Origin of the sequence: Tardiphaga robiniae (genome assembly GCF_001618955.1) — a bacterium.
In the GTDB taxonomy this organism is placed as follows: Bacteria; Pseudomonadota; Alphaproteobacteria; order Rhizobiales; family Xanthobacteraceae; genus Tardiphaga; species Tardiphaga robiniae_A.
The window spans coordinates 756,750-775,227 of record NZ_LVYV01000001.1 but is presented as its reverse complement, the minus strand read 5'-3'; the positions used below and the strand labels follow the sequence as shown (position 1 = coordinate 775,227).

The following is an 18,478-nucleotide window of genomic DNA, read 5'->3' as shown; positions in this document are numbered from 1 at the left end:
CTGTTCGTCATGCGCGAGGCAGCAACATGCGATTGCGTGGGCCCGATATCAGCCGGCATCGGCCAATACTGATATCCACTCTCAAGAGCGTGCCATATAGGACACTCGGATCGCTCGATGCGAATCCGAAGCTGCCGTTCTTGTCGGCGTCGTCCTTGGTAGTCATCCAGCGTGTCACGAGCATCCTGCCTGTGCGTGGCCGTTAGTATCAATCAGTCAGATCGAGGCATCGATTCAGCGACCTGAAAGGATGACGCCTCTGCTGGTCAGAACCTGCCAGCGGTTGTTTTCGTTCTTGATTTCCTGGATTCGCCCGAGAGCGGGGACATCCTGCCCCGGCACGACCTCAATCACACCGGTCTTCCCCTCAAGCACCGCGATGCCATCATAGGCGCGGCGCACGTGCCAGCCGGGAATAACGTCGCGAGACGTAGTTGCTGGCCGTTGCGCCTGAGGCTGCACTGTCCCGGTGATATCGGGAGCGTTCGCCAGTGTTGCCGCGGCCTGAACCAGTTGCGATTTCTCGTCAGCAATGCGTGCAAATTTCGCAGCCAGAGCCGTTTGTTCGCGGTCGGCGCGATCTTGTGCGCGGCTTGCCTGTTCGGCGGCCTGTGTACGGGCAGCTTCAACGGCAGCGCGACTGCTAGCCACGTCGCCAGTCATCTCCGCAACTTGCCGTCGTAACTGCGCGACGGAATCGCGAAGGCTGCGAAGATCCGCATCAGATACGGCTGAAGATGTCATCGGCCGCAGGAACAGATAGGCAATTGCGCCAGCGGAAACGAGCGTTGACAGGCCGACCACCATCGCCAGGGAGAAGAAGGGAGCTTTCCATGCCGGCGATTGTAACGGTCTTGCGACAATACGGGCCGGCGGCACAGTGAAGCGCACCTTTGCCTTGATCGGCTCTTCGAGGGTGGAAGCGCGAGCGCGTTGCATATTTGCCCGCGCTTCGTTGGCGAGAAGCTCGTCGATCGCGGCGGCAGCAGCGATATGAGGTTTTGGCGTGGAGTGTGAATTCGGTGATTGCTCACGAAACAGGCTGCCGTTTTCCACAGCGCTTGACCGTGAATTCGACGTTATCTTGGACATCGTCATGCTGATCTTTGCATTGGTCATGACTGTCTGTAGTGGCAATCAGATCGTGAAAGCGGCGTAACAAGCGAAGCTTGCGCGAAGCCGTCGTGGTGCGTGTCTGAGCAAATGATCAACTGAAGGTGGCTGCACATCGCAGACCGATGCGGATTTTCTGATCAATGATCATACTACCGAGTGATGCCGTGCGGACTGACACGCAGTGCACAAGAGCGCAAAGCCATCGTGTAGTTATTTGTGTGGTAGTCGTGTGGTCACAAACTGCTGGCCGATGAGCTTCTCGTCGTCGCGTGGCGGCCGTTTGATTGAAAGCGTGACACGTAGCGCATGCATCCTTGATGAAATGCGACGCAATCAAATCAAAGAAGAGCCAAACAATATTGAAATTGATTCATCAAATATAGATGAGCCGGGCCGCCTCACGCGAAAGTCTGTGAGATCGAATCAGTAAACTGCGCATTGAGTTAAATGCCGGAAGTCTTGATAATAGATCGGTAGGGGCTATTCATCGGTTGATGAAGTGGCGTTTTAAGAAACCGACACTATTGCCGTGGCCATGGATATCGATCTCAAAAGCCTTCGCGATTACGTGAAATTGTTGAAAGCCGAACGGCAGGATTCGCCGATCGGCAAGATCAAGTCAGGCGCGACTGAAATTATTCGAAAGAACCTTCGGGAACTGGAGCGGATGCACCGTGAAGACGGCGCAACGTGGACCGAAATTGCTGCGGGCCTTGCTGCGCAGGGCGTTACCCAGGGGGATGGTCAGCCCATCACTGGCCGTCGCCTGACAGCCTTGATGCATAATATCAGGGTGCAGGAAGAGCGGGGTCTTGCCCGGGAGAAGGCGCTCGTTGATGCGCCTGATGAGGAGCCGCCCGAGCCACAAGGCAGTGGCGACTGACGCGTCGTTGCGGATTATCAATTAGATCCATTCAAAATGACGCGTCTCGTTGACGGCGTTCTGCCACGAATGTCGTTGAAGTGGATCGAGTTGAAAGAGGACCGGCATGGTGCTCCCGCCGCATTGGATTGCGGCATGGGCTCTGCCTTTGGCGTTCGCTCGACGTTGATTATCTTGTGCGGCGCCGGTCCTTCAGCTCCGACCGTTCGGACGGTCACCTGACGTGCCGACGCTCGGCCTTGTCCATCCTGATATGTGATCAGTTTCATGACCAACCAGGTATGGATCCAGTCCGCCGCGCGCTCAGGATGTCATGCTTCATCATGTCCTGTAGAGGATGTGGCTATAGCGCGTGGTGCGCCCAGTTGACGACATGGAATATGGATGGTGGCGCGCGGGTCGTTCATCGACTGATCCTGCAGCGTCAACGGTCGCCGGGCGCGGAAAGTGAAAATGGGAATGCCCGGCGATCTTCAACAGGTTGAGCAGCGGTCCCCGCCGAGTGTTGTAGAAACTGCAGCCGGTGCAGCAAGCGGACAACCGGTGTCCGATCGCAGGTAGCTCTGGGAGAGGCCAAAAGGCGCCTTGAGGTCAGCTCGCCAAAAGCGCTTGCGAGCTGGGCATATTGCAGCCTTCTTCGCCCTCGTCAGACGCGTTTTTTTGTTGCATTCATGCCGTGTCGCGCATCAATCCGTGATGGTGATTACCGTTCTATTGCAACTCCTGTGAGCTGGCCTCGTCTGTTAAGGAATCCCATCGGTGAGTGCGACGGCTGAAAGCCCAAATATGACGAGACCGAAAATCCTCGAATTGGGCTCCTGGCACTACTGCAAGGACGTCTATCCCGAAGAGACGGATGTGCTTTGGACGGGGGAACGTCCGATCCCTCGCGGGCGAGCGGCTAAAGGCTTCGCCGACTGCACGCCCTGGCGATTCATCAAGGCAATGCGTGAGGCGCGACGCGGGAAATACGACCTGATCATCGTCTATATGCCACTACGCCCGGCGTGGCATCCGCGCTACTGGCTACGCGCTTTCTTCCGGCAACCGCTTCGCCCGCTCTCCGCGATGACAAGAGTGTTCGGCGTTTCCTGGTTAAGATTCGTGAAGCTTCCCGTGCCGATCGCCGTTCTGGATATGAACGATGCCTTCGTCGTCGGCTCGCATAATTTCTTTCTGCTCGACAAGGCTGCCGCGGCTTTCAAGCGCGAGCTCCCCGTCGATCGGTGGCACATTCTCTGCCACTCGGCCCATCCGGCACTTCCGACGCGACGCATACGGCGCAATCGGCGCTGGAACGAACGTCTGGCGAAGATACGCCCCATTTCGCTTCCTGCAGCAAGGATCGATACCGCTGGCGAACATCCGGAAAAGATATCTGACGTGTTTTTCGTTGGCGAAGTCGCGGAAAATTCGTGGGTGCGCCGTGTCGGTCTTTCAGAACTCGAGGCGTTGAGAAGCAAGGGCCTCAAGATCGATATTCCGCATGAGAGGCTACCGCATGACGAATTCCTGCGGCGGCTTTCGAGCGCATGGCTGGCATGGTCACCGTCGGGCTATAGCTGGGAGTGCTATCGAACCGCAGAGGCAGCGCAATGCCTGACCGTGCCGGTTCTCAACTATCCGACGGTCGAGCGTCACGCGCCCGTTCGAGAACACGAGCATGTCCTGTTGTACGATGTAACCCCGGGCAGTCTGTCGTCCGCGATCGAGCGCGGACTGAGCGACAAGCCGCGTCTGCGCCAGATGGCATTGGATCTGCGCGAGCATGTTCGCAAATATCATTTGCAGGACGCGATGGTCGATTATGTCATCGGCGAGACGCTGCGTGCTGATGGTCGAACGGCTTAACGGAAGCAAAGCTCTGAGGCGCAATCCCGTTGGGCTTGACCCCGCCGCACATGCCGCCATGCCGTCTAGCGCGGCGCGGCAAGATATGGCGCACCCGACACGATTCGAACGTGTGACCTTTGCCTTCGGAGGGCAAAGGTGTCGTGTTTTCCCGTGCTTACCCGAAATTGCTTGGAATTACCGAATGCACAATCTAGGCTGATTCACGCCTGATTTAGAGGGCAGCGGTCTTTCCCGCCATTTCCTCGGTTTACCAGGCTCTGCTTACCCAGTGCTTACCCGAGGATTTGATGACCAAGTTGACGAAGCGGACCGTGGACGCGATCAAGCCTACCGAGGGCGAGTTGGTTCTGTGGGATGACGAACTGCCAGGCTTCGGTCTCCGGGCAAAATCCAGCGGCGCTAAATCCTTCATCGTCCAGTATCGCAATGCCAATGGCCGGAGCCGGCGGCTCACCGTCGGGCGCTATGGCGTCCTAACGGTGGAAGAGGCACGGAAGGCGGCAAAGCTGGCGCTGGCTGAGGTCGTGAAGGGCTCAGATCCTGCCGAGAGCCGGAAACTGGCCCGCGGCGCCATGACGATCGAAGAGCTGGCCGCCGAATACATGGACGAGGCTGAGAAGGGCTTGATCCTCACGCGGACGGGCAAGGCCAAAAGCGAGTCCACGATCTACACGGACAAGGGGCGTGTTGCCCGTCACATTGTCCCTCTGATTGGCAAGCGCACCGTCAAAGATTTCACCACATCTGACGCGGGACGCTTCCAGCGTGATGTGATTGCCGGGAAGTCGGCCGCTGACGTAAAGACCAAGCTGCGCGGCCGGGCCATCGTCACCGGCGGCAAAGGCACGGCGTCTCGGACCATGGGCCTATTGGGCGGCATCTTCAGCTATGCGGTCGGCGAGGGATACCGGCCGGACAATCCGATTCACGGCATCGTCAGGCCGAAAGACAGCACCCGCGAGTGGCGGCTTGACGACGACGGCTATCGGCGGCTGGGCAACTGTCTTGCGATAGCTGAGGCAAACGGCGAGCATTGGCAGCCGATCATGGCTAGCAAGGCTGCGGCCCTGACCGGATGCCGCTTGGATGAGATTGAGGGGCTGCTCAAAACCCAAGTAGATGCGGTCGGCATGGCGCTTCGCCTCGGCGACACAAAGACCGGCAAGAGCATTCGGCCGGTAGGCTCCGCTGTCATCGCCCTGCTCAAGGCCGCTTCGGTCAAATCCAAATCGAAGTTTGTCTTCCCGGCGATAACTTCGGAAAGCAAGCACCACACCGGCCTCACGCGGTGGCTTCAAAAGGTGTCAGCCAAGGATGTGCCAGGCATCACCTGCCATGGCCTCCGTCATTCCTTCAGCTCAACTGCCGAAGACCTTGGATTCTCTTTACCAACAATCAAAGCGCTGGTGGGCCACGCTCGATCAAGTGTGACAGAAGGATACATCCATAAGATCGACTCGGCGCTCGTCGCCGCAGCCGATCGAATCGCGCGGCACATCGACAATTCAATGACCGGTCGGAAGGACAGCGAAGTGATCCAACTCCGGACGGCTTGATCAAGTTCGGCGCGGCTAGGGTAGTTCCCAAAAAGCTGGTCCGCACCAGCCTGCCGCGTCGTCACTCTGCGGATGCTCCATGCGGCAGGGCAATTATGGGCAAGACACCACCGACAGATTACGAGGGTCATGAGCCGGACGGCGAGCCCTACACCTGGCCGGCGCCGGAGGACGAGGGCGCTCAACCGGATTATGAACCTGATCATTCAGATCCAAACGCAGAGCAAGAATTGCTCGACCATTATCTCGCTTATGACAAAGAGCCGAGCGCCGATGAATTTGACCCGATGGCGATGCCAGCATGGTCGTGGTTCATGGTGCTCGCGTGGATTGCTTGGCGAAACCCGAGCGACGTTCGGAAGTGCTGCGACGAATATCGAGCAAACTGCTGGCGCTACTCGATAAAAGCGAGCTTTGTTCCACGCAATGATACAACTTCGCCTCTCAGGCGAAGATTTCCGCCGTCAGGGCAAGTTGATAGACACGTCTTCCAGGCTGATGCGCCAATGAACGGTCGAATATTGACCGTGATGGAGACCGCCACCGCTGCACGATTGGTTGTAACGGTTAAGTCAGCAGACGCGCTTCTCAAAAATGCACTTGTCGAAGGTCGGTTAACAGCCATCGGAGCAGAGAGCGGTTTAGGGTGTCCGGTCGAGATCGAAGCGTTCAAGTGGACGCATATCGAGGTGAACGAAAAAGGGGAGCTCTACTATCGCAAGACTGCGGGGCAGTTCGCTTACAATGAGGTGAGGTTCATGCGGGCTGACCTGATGAAGCTCTGGCCAGCAAATAGCCGTCCGGCGACGGTCACGGTAGAGCCAGATAGGGGCGGCCGTCCGCAGGAATTCAAATGGGATGAGATGAAGGAGGTCGCACGCGAGATGGTGCGATTGAAAGGGCTTCCTGGGAAAGGTAATACTTACTTTCCGAGCAAATCGCAATTCGCCGAGGCCATCAAAGTGGAGTTTGCCCGGCGATTTGATCAGCACCCCGAAGACTCTACTGTTCGTGGTCGATCCACGAAATGGCTGAAGGAGTTTGCTGAAAACTGATGGAAACCGGTTCTCATCAGTTTATCCACGTTATCGGCGGACAGATCCGGCCGTGATCTGGCTTCCTCGCATTTGGGAATTGCCCCAAATTGCGAGGACTAGATGGCCATTGATCAAGATAGCGGCGGTGCCGCCCGGCTGATGCGGCGCAAAGAAGCCGCGAAATACGTCACGGATACCTACGGTTTCCCGTGCTCGCCGAACACGCTCGCAAAGCTTGCCTGCGTCAGTTCGAACGGCCCTCCCTTCCGGATTGCGGGCCGCATTCCCCTTTACCCGCAGAACGGCCTCGACGCATGGGCTCGCAGCAAGATCGGGCCGCTTGTTCGCTCGACCTCTGAGCACACGCGTCGGGTCGCTTGATTTCCCCCAATAGAAAACCCGGCGCGCTGGTTTTCCGTGGCAGGAAAGCGGCCGGGCTCTCAGGAGTCTTTAACGTGAACAAATCTACTACCCACCCCCGCATCTGTCATCCGATCTCTGGACAGCCGCACTTCGACCGTGGCCCCGCACCCGTGCTGAACGCTGTGCCGCTTGCAGTCCGCCGATTGACCCAGCGCTACGGCATGTCAGACGCGTACGCCACCGCCGTCGTCCGTTTGTCGGGCATGTGGATGGAGGAAAGCCTGTGAAGAACGACAAACTCGGCATGTTAGGATAGCCGTCAGTGCAATTGTCTCTACGTTCTCGCGAACAGAAAGGCCCGCGTTTGTCCGACCGATAGATTTCTCATGCCGACGAGCCTGGACCGCTGGATGCCTCGCCTGAGGGGCCTGCGCAGGCCACTGGTAGGACGGATCGAGGCGCAATGCCTAAGATAGACAAATGAGTCGCGTTGTCGGAGTGGCTATGGAGAAGATCGAAGACTTCGCCGACAAACGTCACAAAAGTTGGTGCCTTTATTGCCGAGGCCTGCTCGTCGATCTAACGACTAACCGTGATCATGCGCCATCACAGAGCTTCCTGCAGGAACCTCGCCCCGAAAATCTGCCAATGATTCCCGCCTGCATCGAATGCAACAACGGGTTTTCGAAAGTGAGGCCTATATGGTCGCATCCCTAAGCTCCGCGATCAGCGGGACGACTGCACCGGAAAAGCAAATCATTCCCAGCGCACGGCGCATCCTCGCGAAGAGCGAGCATTTGCAGGCTCTCATTCAACGTTCAAGCAGTTACACGACGATAGCGGGGGAGAGCCGTCTCGTCTGGAAGCCAGACATAGAGCGAATTCAACGGGTGGTCGTGAAGAACGCTCGCGGCCACGCATTCTATGAAATGGGCGAGCCAATGATGAATGACCCTGCGTCGGTCTGGGTGGGTGCGCTTGAACACCTAAAGGGTGACGAACGCGACCGGTTCGAAAGTGGATGGGACTCGACCGGAATTTGGCCGGAGGTCGGATGCCGAATGATGAATCGCCTAGCGACTGGTTCGGATTTGAACCAGAATGGATGGGTGATCGTTCAGGAAAACGTCTATCGCTACCTCACAGTCCAAGTCGGACTGATGACGGTGCGCACCGTACTTTACAATTTCTTGGCGACTGAAGTGGTCTGGGAATACTGACGACAAGAGCCCGTACAGTGTCGGGATGAGGGATTCCCGCGTTAGAGGGTCGTTGCGAACGGACACACTTTCCTAAAGCCAGTCGGGATTGATGCCGGCCGCGAAGACGGTGGTCGCCATCCGGTATGGGAAGCCCTGGGGTCTGAGCTTGTGATCTCAGGATAATATGTGACAGCAATCACGATCGTCGGCATGCTATTTGGCCGTTGACTTCGTTCAGCAGCGACTAGCTGAATGGCCCGAAGTTGTTTGGGGAGGTTGTGTTGCGGTTATCCCAAGTTGCCACGTGCCTAGTTCTATTCTGCCTTTCGACAATTTCGGGCCAGGCTGCTGGGATCCAGCTCCTGGACCGCGGTCCACAGATTTCGGGAGGCATTTGGTATCCGTGCGACGGCACCCCTGCGCCTGTCGAATTGGGCAAACTGGCGCTGCCGGCCGCTGATCAACTCCGAGGCGTCCGAGATTGCCCGGTGTCAAAAAGGAAACATCCGCTGGTCCTTATCTCTCATGGCACCGGTGGATGGTTTGCCGGACATCACGATACAGCTGAGACGTTGGCTGATGCTGGGTTTATCGTCGTAGCCATCAATCATCCCGGCGATAGCGGTTACGATTCTTCACCAAGTGAGGGTCTATCGAATTGGGTGTCACGCCCGCAGGACGTCGTCCGCGCGTTCGACTTCATGTTGAACGATTGGAAGGATCATACCGCGATCGATCCTGAGAAAATTGGCTTCTTCGGCTTTTCGAAAGGCGGCTATACGGGATTGGTTCTTGTCGGTGCAACCCTCGACTTCCAGAGGGGCGCCTCCAATTGTAACAACAAGAGTCGGTTCTGCGAGCAGGTCAATAGTGGTGACGTCCCTCGCAATCTACCGCAGGATCATCGGATCAAGGCCGCTGTGTTGGTCGATCCTGCGCCTACCGTCGCGTTCACAAAGGATACCCTTGCGGCGATCTCGATCCCGATTCAGACTTGGCGCTCCGAACTCGGTGCAAAGGAACGAGGTGTTGATCCAAGTGGCGTCTCGCGAGTGCTGAATGACGTTCCTGGAAACCCTGAAGCTCACGTTGTATCGGCCGGTCACTTTGCCTTTCTGCCGCCGTGCTCGCCAGAGTTTGCAGCAAGCAAGCCACTTTTTTGCTCCGATCCATCGGGATTCGACCGGGAAGCGTTCCACAGGCAGTTCAACGTCGACGTGGTAAGGTTTTTTAGACATCACCTCGCCAGCGGCACTGTGTTGGCAAAGTGAGGTAGCAAGTATCGTTAGCCTCGGTGGATTTGATTGGACCGCCTTTCCTTGAGCGGAGCGAGCCCCTTCTTCCTTCCGGAAGGCTCGCTGCGTCAGCAGCGGACTCCGCCCGAACGGTGATCTCTTTCCCTTCGCGTCGCTCGCCCTAAGACCGGGCTGCCGCGCCGGTGCGGCGGCGCAAGGGGGACTCGGTGCGGGCGCAGGGAGCGGAGCGACTGAGCCACGGCCCCCTTTGCGAGGCCCGCAAGGCCGCCCGGCACGTCGGTGTGCCAGTTCGAGGGAAAGGGGCGAGCGATGCGAAGGAAAGCGCCAAAAGCATCGATTTCAATAGCTCTGGCAACGGTCTGCCACAATTCGAAGGCCTCAAGCGGTGGTTTTTTGGCCTTCGTCGAGATGGCGTGGATGTTTGCCTGCCGGGAAAAGACCCCCATCCATTTAACGCGGCAGCATCGCTCACCGCGTGCTGTGGGTCATCTAGACAGCGGACCGGGCGATCCGGGTGCCTGCCGCGATCGGAAACATTGTTCGGTTCACTCGCTGATCTCACCGTGGACTTGACATGCCTTCGATCTTGAATTGAATTCAGTTCAATTAAAGATCGAGGGCAAGATGGCCGCTAAGGGTGTCGGGACGCGAGAAAGACTGATCTGCGCGGCTCAAGAGGAACTGGTTCAAAGCCAAGGACACTTGGAGATGCAGGCCGTCGCAAAGCGCGCACGGGTTTCAGTTGGGTTAGCCTATCACCACTTCGGATCGAAGGCCGGTTTGATCGCCGCAGTTGTTGAGGAATTCTATAGGCGCCTTGATGAGGCAGCTTTCAGTGGCGCGAAGCTGTCCTCGGAAAGCTGGGTGCACAGAGAGAGAGCGCGGATAGCCGCATATGTCGCGTTTCACTATGACCACCCCTTTGCTCCCCTTGTGATCGGGGCATTGAGCCGCGCGTCTGAAGTATTGGATGTCGAGATAGCCTTTACCAACCGACAGCTCGCTGCGGGTGCACTCATGCTTCAGGATGCCCAGCGTGACGGCATCGTTCCTGATGACGTCGATCCTCACCTCACCATTGCACTGATGATCGGTGGAATTCGCCAAGCACTGATCGGCGCCCTAATGCGCAAAAGGCGGCCCAATCCAGAGAAATTGACGAGCGACATCTGGGCCTTCATTGCTGCTGCACTACGCCTGAACAGGAACTCGAACGCCAGAGTAAGCAATCGCAACAAGGTCGCCTGACGTTCAGTAAAAGCCCCGCACATCATCAAAGGTCATGTTATCTTGTCCAATCCTCACGATTATCATGCTCCGCAATCGTCTTACACAAAGGAGGACCTGCTCAAATCAAGCAGAGGCGGCTATTTTGGCCCAGGCAATGCGCAGCTGCCAGCACCGCCTATGCTGATGATGGACCGCATCACCAAGATCAGCGTGGACGGCGGCGAATTCGGAAAGGGCCATGTCACCGGTGAGTTGGATATTGAGCCGAGCCTCTGGTTTTTTAACTGCCACTTTTCTGGCGACCCAGTGATGCCGGGGTGTCTGGGGGTGGACGCCATGTGGCAGATCATCGGCTTTTGGCTCGGCTGGTCGGGCTCGCCGGGGAAAGGCCGCGCTCTTGGCGTCGGTGAGGTGAAGTTCAAAGGGCATATCACGCCAGATACTAAATGCGTTCGCTATGAGATTGATATGCGCCAGGTTAGGCGGGGCAAACTGGTTCTAGGCATCGCGGACGGCCGCGTTCTTGCTGATGACAGATGCGTCTACATTGCCGAAGGCATGAGGGTAGGCCTGATAACGTCCGCGATCTGAGATATAAACACGCGGTGGTTTGGAGCGATCGTCGATGTAACTGGGGTGATTGCCTACGGAAAATGCCCCCCTTCATTCAACGCGGCAGCATAGAGCGTGGTCCCGTGCCGCGCGCCTTCGGTCTAAGAGCGGTCCCGACGTTCCGGAAGCGGGCGTCGTTCCGGAAACGCTTGCGATGATGCGCGTGCTGGCCGCGCGCCACTCAAGGTGGCATCGGGAACCCGCTCGGGCTTGTCAGCGTCTAATGTAGGAAGTGCCTCACGCCAGTATGAAACATCACCATGCCGTATTGATCGGCGGCGATCGTGACCTCCGGATCGCGCTTCGAGCCGCCGCTCTGTACGATATGAGTAATCGAGGTTCTTGCCGCGCGATCCAAATTATCGCGAAAGGGAATCGCGGCGTCAGACGCAAGAACAACTGGACCTTTCTGTTTGATCCAAGTCGCCTTCTCCTCGGGGCCGATCGGCGAAGGCGCAGATCGTAGCCTTTCCTGCACCGCAGCGCGCTCCTCGTCCGAAAGCGAATCGAAACGCAAAAACAGATCAACGATGTTCATCTTCTCCATTCGGCTAAGGTTTTGCTGAAAGTGCAGATCCCGAACTTTTGGATGGTCGTACAACAGATAAATCTCTGCCTTATCGCAGGCGAGCCTCGTCGCGGCGATACGAGACTGCTGACCCGCCCCAATTCCGAGGGTGTGATCGCCAAAGGCAACACAGATCGCGTTGGATTGGGTATGTTTCGCCACGATCATTGCCAATGTAAGCCCACGGCTTGCCTTAGCGCTCGTGAAAGATCTTGCAGTCACGATCCGAGCCGCGGAGATTTCCGGAATGTTGGAAGCGTCGTAATCCTGAAGAAGAGTGACACCGAACTCGTCTTTAGCCTCAACACCGACGGGCTCGTAGCTTGGATCAATGCTCAGTACGAGAAACCGACCCGAACGTTTTCCACGTAGAATTCGCAGAGCTTCAGGGTCATAAGCTGGCGCAATCACGCCATCCGATGCCACGTCCTTTATGACAAGAGCAGTTGCGACATCAACGGGATCACTCAGGGAAATGAAGTCGCCATACGACGAGATGCGGTCGGCTTGGCGCGCCCTGATGTATGCGATGGCCAGTGGCGAAAGATTCCAGTCAGGGAGAAAATGAGCTTGCCTATATGTTTCATCAAGGCTTCCGTCTCCTAGTCCAACCCCTGCCGGATTGACGTGCTTGTAGGAAGCCGCTGCAGGCAATCCAAATCGGTCCCGCAACTCCTTTACCAGTCTCCAGCCTCGTAAAGCGTCCAAGAAATTTATGTAACTCGGTGATCCTGAGAGAACAGCAAGCGGGGACGGTTGCTCGACCCGTATTTCAGCGAACGCCTGATTTGGGTTGAGACCGTAGCGGAGTTGGATTGAATCGAAATTAGATTTGACCATGACCTATGGGCTCCGAACTTACGGATGTGCCGATTACATCGGCGGCCCAGGCGAACGGCCAGAATGTGTCTGCGCTCCATGATGGTGCCCCATCCTGTTCTCGCCAGTCACGCAGACAAGCGACAATAACCATGCTCGACCGGTGGTGCAACAATCGCCAGTCTCGGCCGACTGGCTGCCTCGTAACTCTCCCAATCCAGAGGCGCGCGCAAACTCAGCCCTAAGCCCGCATAGCACGGAATTTTGAAATTAGGGCAGGGGGCTGCCAAAATCCGACGCGTTTGCATGTGGGTTTTATGGCCTCGGCGAGGGGGGGCACGGGTGTTTGCCTGCCGGGAAAGAAAACGCCCCTTCAATTAACGCGGCAGCAATGAGCGGGGGCCGGTGCCGCGTGCTTTGGGCCAGTCGGAGAGCGGTCCCGTTCCGGAAGCGGGCGTCGTCCCGGAAACGGTTGCGATGATGCGCGCGCCGGCCGCGCGCCACTCAAGGAGGCATCGGGAAGGGCGGCGCATGACGGCGATCGAGAGGTGCGACCACAGTGTCGCTTTGGCTTCATATCTAAACGGGGCCATATAGAGAAAGGGTGCGACGTTCTTACTGGCAAACGACATACATCCTCATATAACACCGACGCACGACATGGGGAGGACAGGCGATGCGCGTAGGATTTGTTGAGTGGCCCGAAAACTTGATTGCCGACAGCGACCAATGGCTTAGTTTGGCGGAGAATCTCTCCAAGGCCAATGTCGATATATTGGTAACGAATGAATTGCCTTTCGGCCCCTGGATTGCATCAACTCCGGATTTCGATCCTCGAATGGCTGAACACAGTATTCAGTGTCATCGCGCCGGCGCGGCGGCACTCGAAAGGCTAAATATCCCGGCGATCATTTCTTCTCGGCCAGTGTGGGAAGGGAAGCGGCTTGCTAATGAAGCCTTCTGCCTTGAAGGGGGACTAATAAAACACCTCCATACAAAGCAATATTTTCCTGCAGAGTTTGGCTGGTATGAGACGAATTGGTACGCGACACTGTCGCACGAATTCGAACCGGTCGTAATTTGCGGTGTATCCGTAGGGGTACTTCTCTGCACGGAAGTGATGTTCAATGAACATGCTCGCCATTATCGTAAACAAGGCGCGGAGTTGATCGTTGTCCCGAGAGCCACGGGAAGAGCCGTGAAGGTTTTTCAAACTGCAGGCGAGATGGCCTCGATTGTTTCAGGCTGTTATGTCGTAAGTTCCAACCGCGTGGGATCAGGATCAAATGGGCCGACGTTTGGAGGCAAAGGTTTTGCGTGCGGTCCTAATGGAGACTTAATCGACATGACCTCTCCGGAAAAACCGCTCGCGGTGGTCGAGCTCGATATTGCCTTGGTCAAAGAGAAGCAGAAAAGCTATCCCTGTTATGTGAAGGAACTCGCTTGATATCGCGATAGCCATGGTTTTAGAGCGGTCGTCGATGTGGCTGGGGTGATTGCCTACGGAAAATGACCCCCTTCATTGCGGCAGCATTGACCTTGGTCCTGTGCCGCGTGATTTCGGCCAGTCAGATAATGGTCCCGATGATGTCGTTCCGGAAGGCGCTGCGGTCGCGTCAACGGCGGCGATGATGCGGCTTCCGGAAGCGCGCCAGTCTCGCAAGCATCGCGTCGGCGCGCGCATCACGGCGATCGCGAGGCGTGGCCATTCGTCCGATGCGATCGTCAGGAAATAAACCTGCAAGGCCTCGTCGTCGGCGACGTCGGTTCGATGACCGAGCACGTGGCACCATGGCCGCCCATCCATCCGGATGCGGCGATGGTGCTCGTGCCGCCGCGCCGTGGCTTCATCGGCGAGAATCCAAGCGCCGATATCCTGCGAAAGGAAGGACCATTCCAGATGCGGTGATCGACCGGCCGCGCTGCCGATGATGTAGCGCCGGAGGACGTGAGGGGCGACTGTCATTGGGGAGCATGTGCGCCGCTCGGGCCGACGCTCGGCTTGTCTTTCTCGCGCTCGGCAAAAGCCACTTTCTGACCAGCAGGCGCTTCGTAAGATTGGAGTTCGGTGGTGCCGAGCTTCCGGAAGCGCTCAAGCTGAGGAACGATCTCCGCAATTGGTTGCGCAGCGAGTTCGCGCCTCTGGTCGTCATCGAGAAAAACGGCGACAAAAGCTTGTAAATTGCCCGGCAGTTTTTTTGCGGATTCGACATCGCCCTTTGCCGCCTCAAGTAGCCGTTGAGCTTCGATGACCTCTGTTCGGACGGCAGAAATCGTTTTCGCCGTCTTCGCGGTAGCTTCCTGTTCGCGCTGCCATGCTTTCTGAATTGACTCAGACGGATTGCAGTTTTGAATTTCGATTCCTGCGCGCATCGCGGCGATCCACATGCGATCCTGCTCCGCTTCGGTCCAATGTCCATAGAGGTACACGCCGCCGCCCCATGCGTCGCGAGCCTTCACAAGCGTTGCGGCGATGGCTTCGTCCGTCAGGCCGCCGTGGATTTCGAGAAGGTCGCCGGTATCGCGAATCCGGGAGTGTCCCGCGGTGATCCAACAGCCGTCCGGGCCGCCGGTCGCGGAGTAACCCCGCATCGACCACCAAATGACTAGTGATTTCACGGCATCTTCTGAGACTTTGGTGACTTTGAGAGCGGCGGCGTCGGCGCCGACAGATGCCGTTTTCGCCAGGTGTTCGACCTCGACGCCGACGGCGTGGGCGAGGGCGGCGGCAAGGACTTGGGCGCGGCCGGCTGGCCCCCACGTGCGGACAGATTTTCTGACTGAATCGTATTCGATCCAGCCACCGTCGGTCGTCATGATGCGTGACGTCGAGTTGCCTGGCGAAGGCTGCTTGATCATGCGCAAATCAAGCGCAAAAGCATGAGAGTTGAATCCCTTCGGCGCGATCTCGGCGAGGATTTTCGCTTTGTAGTCTTGGGCTTTGATAGACTTCATGACGTCCCTCCGCGTTGTATTTATTGCTTGTAGATCGATGGTGCTCAGTGCGATGGCGGCGGCACGCTCGCGAACGAACTTTCGATGCGCTGAAGTGCTGTCTGGTGATGACCGAGGATCTCCAGAATCGCTTGCAAGAGATGCTTGATTTCGTCGAGCGGGCTCACGCCTTCCGGATCGTTCAACAGATCCAGGAGGGGAAGAAGCTCCTGCGCCGTCTGGTGCGCGCCTTTCGCTTCGCTCAGAATTTCGTCGCTTTGATCGGGCATTTTTGGCTTCCTCCACGGTTGGAAAATTGATTCCTGCGAGACGCTTCCGGACGGCGGCTGCTGTGATGCGGTCTTCGCCGGCCTGCCGGCCGGCAGCGGCGAGAACGCGATTCAAAGAATGCGTCGATCCGGAACGATCGACCAACACGAAGCCCTTGTTACCGGTGGCAACGATCGAGCCGAAAGCGTGGAGCGCGATCGCGAAACTCTTCGCGTCGTCAGAGGCTTTCCACGCCGCCAAAGCATCCGATCTGATTTCATCAATCGGCACCGTCGTGCGTTCGGCCTGAGCCCGCTGACGAGGCGTCGAATGCGCTATGCCGGGGCGCCCATCGAGGAGTCCGGCGGCTTCCATAGCGGTGGCGACGTCGGCGCGGCCTTCCTTGCGCAGCGCAGCCGCCGCGCTCCGGTTGTGCCTGCCCTTCGTAAACGGCAAGCCATGCTCGAACTCAACGATCCTCGACACTTTCTCCCGCCGCGCGTGATCGTGAGCAAGTGACACAACGGAGCCGTCGTCGCGTACAAGAGACCAGACGACGTGTGCGTGCCGACGACCGTGCTTGGTGTGATAGACGCCGCAACGTTGCGAATTTTCGAAGCCGAATTCGGCTTCGTAGTGCTTAAGGAAAGTCTCAATGGCCGCTTCTGGATCAGCGCAGTCAGGCGGCGGATCGATATGAACGTGATGGACGGGACGCGACGTCCGGCCGTGTGCTGACGTCATTACGAGATCGTCGAGCTGCTCCCGCAGCGTTTCGCCCATCAAGTGTCGCGCGGGCATAACCTCAACGTTCTGGCCGCCTTTGCGCGACATGAGATGTCGAGCAAGAGAGGGGCCGCCGGCTCCGCGTGTGGCGCCGGCGATCATCACGGAATCCTCAGGTGCGACGAAAACGCCGCCGCATCTTTACGGCAATCGGCAACGTATGCGCGGTAACGCTGCCCTGCGTCGGTCTTCGCGAAAATGCGACCGTTGTCGAAAGAATTTCGATTCACCTCGATGCGATACGGATTCGCGTCGATTTTGAAGGTGGCAGACTTCGGGTGCCATCCCGGATGCTCAAGACCACTAAGCAGTCCGGCAAGGTACGGCTCGTTTTGCCAGCCAGCCAGATCAGCATAAACGCAGAATTCGTCGGCCAGATCGCGCGGCAATTCACGCGATCCAGGGCGGCCGCAATGAATCCAGGTGTTCACGGCTGCGAAAGCGATGAACGGCGCGAGATATGCACCGTCGTTCACCGGAGTCGGAGGTTCAGGCTCGCCTAAGAAAAGGCAGGCGACGCGCGCTCGGTCGTGTCGCTCGGCATCGAAATCAGCCACGACTAACCTCCGGCGCTTGCAGACATTTGAAAAGGCGGACGCCCTCGGCTTTGATGTCGCGGACATCTCTGATCGCGGATTCCATCGACTGATGTTCCGGAACATGTCCGGCTTCACGAAGTCCTTTCGAAAGCTGGATCATCGCGCCGTTGAGCCGATTGACGGCAGCCATCAAGCGGGCGAGGGCGGCGACATCGGCTTCCGGGACGGCCGCACGGCGGCGGAGCGGAGATGGGGGCAAGGCCGGAAGGGATGCGCCTTCCGGAAGGGCGGCGCGAATCGCATTACGAATCCAGCTCGACAACGAGGTTTTCGCTGCGGCTGCGGCGGCCTCGATCGCTGTGCCGGTCGCCGGGTCGGCTCGGAATGCGAAGAAGCGAAAGCCCTTCACTGCAGGTTCCTCGGGCGATAATCGTCGGAGACGAAGTCGAATTCCGCTCCGCCGCAAAAATCAAAAACGAGGCGAACCCGATCCAAGAAATCTTCATCGGAGAGGTGACTAAACCCGCCATTAATAGGCGACGCAGTCTGATTCACGGTCATGTGCAAGGCCGGGTTGACGAAAAGTCGTCCCTCCCAAAAATTTCCATCCGCGCGCCGCTTAACGATGAGCGTGGCCGGAAGGTTTTCGCCGCGGTAATGAGCGGAGACTGGCAGTTGATAATGGATATCCGGGTCGGCCCGGCGACTCTGTTTCAGGTTCATTGCGGAGACCTCCTAATCTGAGGGACTCCGCAATGATGTGATCGCCGGCGCGAATGAAACAAGTCGACAAGCCATGCTTTGAAATGGCGCGATGTGATCGACAAGCCATGCGATTAAACGCGGAGGCGGAACGGCAGCGTGAAATCGCTTGGTGGGGGTTGAGGGGGAGGCTTTGCCTCCCACCTCACCAGTTCGGATTAATGCGCAGCATTAAATACGATGGCTGGCTCTCTCAGATTTCTCGCTCTCTCAGATTGCTTGCGTCCAAACTGCCCGTCGTGCGTCTGCCTGCGGTGAGGCCGAGCCGGATCGGGAGCCCTTGCGCGTCGACGACGACGTGGATCTTGGTCGTGAGCCCGCCTCGGGAGCGACCGAGACAATGATCTGGACCCCCTTTTTTGCAGTCGCAGCCTGCTGGTGCGCTCGGACGAAACTCAGTCGATCATCTGGATTTGCCCGTCATGCGCGGCGCTGATGGCATCCATCAGCCGATCCCACACGCCTGCCTGCCGCCATCGATTGAAGCGGTTGTAGCAGTTGGTGCGCGGGCCATAGCGATCGGGCAGGTCACGGCAAGGCGCACCTGACCGCAGCACCCAGAAGATGCCATTTTAGCACGCGGCGATCATCGACGCGCGGTACGCCTCGGGGCTTGTTGGGGCGGCTTCCGGAAGCGCGCCACTCGAAGTCGGTCAGATCATATCGGCTCATGCCGATGCTGAATCAGACC

At 57.8% G+C, this 18,478-nt stretch carries 18 protein-coding genes, 1 pseudogene and 1 riboswitch; of the genes and pseudogenes, 12 read left to right on the top strand and 7 right to left on the bottom strand.

Going from position 1 to position 18,478, the window contains the following annotated elements:
• Positions 1–234: 234 nt before the first annotated feature.
• Positions 235–1,119 carry a hypothetical protein gene (locus A4A58_RS03640; RefSeq protein WP_068729847.1) on the bottom strand — a complete coding sequence of 295 codons (885 nt, stop codon included), beginning with the start codon at positions 1,117–1,119 and terminating at the stop codon, positions 235–237.
• A 532-nt stretch (positions 1,120–1,651) separates the two neighbouring features.
• Between A4A58_RS03640 and A4A58_RS03635 the strand changes: the two genes are divergently transcribed.
• The 10 genes from A4A58_RS03635 (at position 1,652) to fabA (ending at position 11,088) form a co-directional block, all read left to right on the top strand.
• Positions 1,652–1,999, top strand: coding sequence for a hypothetical protein (locus tag A4A58_RS03635; RefSeq protein WP_068729845.1), 348 nt, complete (start codon positions 1,652–1,654; stop codon positions 1,997–1,999).
• A 786-nt stretch (positions 2,000–2,785) separates the two neighbouring features.
• A complete protein-coding gene (locus A4A58_RS03630; RefSeq protein ID WP_068729843.1) occupies positions 2,786–3,850 on the top strand; it encodes a hypothetical protein in 1,065 nt (354 codons plus the stop codon).
• A 290-nt stretch (positions 3,851–4,140) separates the two neighbouring features.
• Positions 4,141–5,409, top strand: a complete 1,269-nt coding sequence (locus A4A58_RS03625; RefSeq protein WP_068729841.1) for a tyrosine-type recombinase/integrase — start codon at positions 4,141–4,143, stop codon at positions 5,407–5,409.
• Complete coding sequence (locus A4A58_RS03620; protein WP_158005645.1) at positions 5,406–6,464, top strand: hypothetical protein; 1,059 nt, start codon at positions 5,406–5,408, stop codon at positions 6,462–6,464. The genes A4A58_RS03625 and A4A58_RS03620 overlap by 4 nt, the downstream gene beginning before the upstream one ends.
• Before the next feature lie 102 nt (positions 6,465–6,566).
• On the top strand, positions 6,567–6,827 hold the full coding sequence (locus tag A4A58_RS03615) for a hypothetical protein (RefSeq protein WP_068729838.1): 261 nt from the start codon (positions 6,567–6,569) through the stop codon (positions 6,825–6,827).
• 74 nt (positions 6,828–6,901) lie between these two features.
• On the top strand, positions 6,902–7,096 hold the full coding sequence (locus A4A58_RS30165) for a hypothetical protein (protein WP_139069779.1): 195 nt from the start codon (positions 6,902–6,904) through the stop codon (positions 7,094–7,096).
• A gap of 414 nt (positions 7,097–7,510) precedes the next feature.
• Positions 7,511–8,029 carry a hypothetical protein gene (locus A4A58_RS03610; RefSeq protein ID WP_139069778.1) on the top strand — a complete coding sequence of 173 codons (519 nt, stop codon included), beginning with the start codon at positions 7,511–7,513 and terminating at the stop codon, positions 8,027–8,029.
• Positions 8,030–8,499: 470 nt separating this feature from the next.
• Positions 8,500–9,282 carry an alpha/beta hydrolase family protein gene (locus A4A58_RS03605; RefSeq protein ID WP_244499650.1) on the top strand — a complete coding sequence of 261 codons (783 nt, stop codon included), beginning with the start codon at positions 8,500–8,502 and terminating at the stop codon, positions 9,280–9,282.
• Between the two features lie 576 nt (positions 9,283–9,858).
• Positions 9,859–10,515 (top strand): TetR/AcrR family transcriptional regulator, encoded by a 657-nt coding sequence (locus A4A58_RS03600; protein WP_139069777.1) that lies wholly within the window; start codon positions 9,859–9,861, stop codon positions 10,513–10,515.
• Positions 10,516–10,557: 42 nt separating this feature from the next.
• Positions 10,558–11,088, top strand: a complete 531-nt coding sequence (gene fabA / locus A4A58_RS03595) for a bifunctional 3-hydroxydecanoyl-ACP dehydratase/trans-2-decenoyl-ACP isomerase (protein WP_068729832.1) — start codon at positions 10,558–10,560, stop codon at positions 11,086–11,088.
• A gap of 241 nt (positions 11,089–11,329) precedes the next feature.
• Here the strand turns inward: fabA and A4A58_RS03590 are convergent, their stop codons facing one another.
• A complete protein-coding gene (locus A4A58_RS03590; protein WP_068729829.1) occupies positions 11,330–12,517 on the bottom strand; it encodes a phosphoribosylaminoimidazolecarboxamide formyltransferase in 1,188 nt (395 codons plus the stop codon).
• A gap of 37 nt (positions 12,518–12,554) precedes the next feature.
• A riboswitch (ZMP/ZTP riboswitch) is annotated at positions 12,555–12,638 on the bottom strand.
• 534 nt (positions 12,639–13,172) lie between these two features.
• Here A4A58_RS03590 and A4A58_RS29525 point away from each other — a divergent pair.
• Together A4A58_RS29525 and A4A58_RS30725 are read left to right on the top strand one after the other, a co-directional pair.
• Positions 13,173–13,943, top strand: a complete 771-nt coding sequence (locus tag A4A58_RS29525; protein ID WP_081421684.1) for a carbon-nitrogen hydrolase family protein — start codon at positions 13,173–13,175, stop codon at positions 13,941–13,943.
• Between the two features lie 324 nt (positions 13,944–14,267).
• Positions 14,268–14,405 (top strand): hypothetical protein, encoded by a 138-nt coding sequence (locus tag A4A58_RS30725; protein ID WP_158005643.1) that lies wholly within the window; start codon positions 14,268–14,270, stop codon positions 14,403–14,405.
• Positions 14,406–14,458: 53 nt separating this feature from the next.
• Here A4A58_RS30725 and A4A58_RS03580 read toward each other — a convergent pair whose 3' ends face one another.
• The 5 genes and pseudogenes from A4A58_RS03580 to A4A58_RS30160 all read right to left on the bottom strand — a co-directional run.
• On the bottom strand, positions 14,459–16,588 hold the full coding sequence (locus tag A4A58_RS03580; protein WP_068729826.1) for a relaxase/mobilization nuclease domain-containing protein: 2,130 nt from the start codon (positions 16,586–16,588) through the stop codon (positions 14,459–14,461).
• The gene (locus A4A58_RS03575; RefSeq protein ID WP_139069776.1) at positions 16,588–17,043 is read right to left on the bottom strand and encodes a hypothetical protein; all 456 of its coding nucleotides are present in this window, start codon (positions 17,041–17,043) and stop codon (positions 16,588–16,590) included. The genes A4A58_RS03580 and A4A58_RS03575 overlap by 1 nt, the downstream gene beginning before the upstream one ends.
• Positions 17,036–17,434: a hypothetical protein gene (locus A4A58_RS03570; RefSeq protein WP_068729822.1), complete on the bottom strand. Its 399-nt coding sequence runs from the start codon at positions 17,432–17,434 to the stop codon at positions 17,036–17,038. Before A4A58_RS03570 ends, A4A58_RS03575 begins: the two co-directional genes overlap by 8 nt.
• Positions 17,431–17,748, bottom strand: coding sequence for a hypothetical protein (locus A4A58_RS03565; RefSeq protein WP_068729820.1), 318 nt, complete (start codon positions 17,746–17,748; stop codon positions 17,431–17,433). Before A4A58_RS03565 ends, A4A58_RS03570 begins: the two co-directional genes overlap by 4 nt.
• A gap of 271 nt (positions 17,749–18,019) precedes the next feature.
• Positions 18,020–18,459 (bottom strand): annotated as a pseudogene (locus A4A58_RS30160) (IS5 family transposase); the annotation flags it as partial.
• Between the last annotated feature and the right edge of the window lie 19 nt (positions 18,460–18,478).

Excerpts from the sequence above, each read along its gene's own strand:
- A4A58_RS03640 (WP_068729847.1), bottom strand. The coding sequence starts at position 1,119 with ATGACCAATGCAAAGATCAGCATGACGATGTCCAAGATAACGTCGAAT.
- A4A58_RS03635 (WP_068729845.1), top strand. The coding sequence starts at position 1,652 with ATGGATATCGATCTCAAAAGCCTTCGCGATTACGTGAAATTGTTGAAA.
- A4A58_RS03630 (WP_068729843.1), top strand. The coding sequence starts at position 2,786 with ATGACGAGACCGAAAATCCTCGAATTGGGCTCCTGGCACTACTGCAAG.
- A4A58_RS03625 (WP_068729841.1), top strand. The coding sequence starts at position 4,141 with ATGACCAAGTTGACGAAGCGGACCGTGGACGCGATCAAGCCTACCGAG.
- A4A58_RS03615 (WP_068729838.1), top strand. The coding sequence starts at position 6,567 with ATGGCCATTGATCAAGATAGCGGCGGTGCCGCCCGGCTGATGCGGCGC.
- A4A58_RS03610 (WP_139069778.1), top strand. The coding sequence starts at position 7,511 with ATGGTCGCATCCCTAAGCTCCGCGATCAGCGGGACGACTGCACCGGAA.
- A4A58_RS03590 (WP_068729829.1), bottom strand. The coding sequence starts at position 12,517 with ATGGTCAAATCTAATTTCGATTCAATCCAACTCCGCTACGGTCTCAAC.
- A4A58_RS29525 (WP_081421684.1), top strand. The coding sequence starts at position 13,173 with ATGCGCGTAGGATTTGTTGAGTGGCCCGAAAACTTGATTGCCGACAGC.
- A4A58_RS30725 (WP_158005643.1), top strand. The coding sequence starts at position 14,268 with ATGACCGAGCACGTGGCACCATGGCCGCCCATCCATCCGGATGCGGCG.
- A4A58_RS03580 (WP_068729826.1), bottom strand. The coding sequence starts at position 16,588 with ATGATCGCCGGCGCCACACGCGGAGCCGGCGGCCCCTCTCTTGCTCGA.
- A4A58_RS03565 (WP_068729820.1), bottom strand. The coding sequence starts at position 17,748 with ATGAACCTGAAACAGAGTCGCCGGGCCGACCCGGATATCCATTATCAA.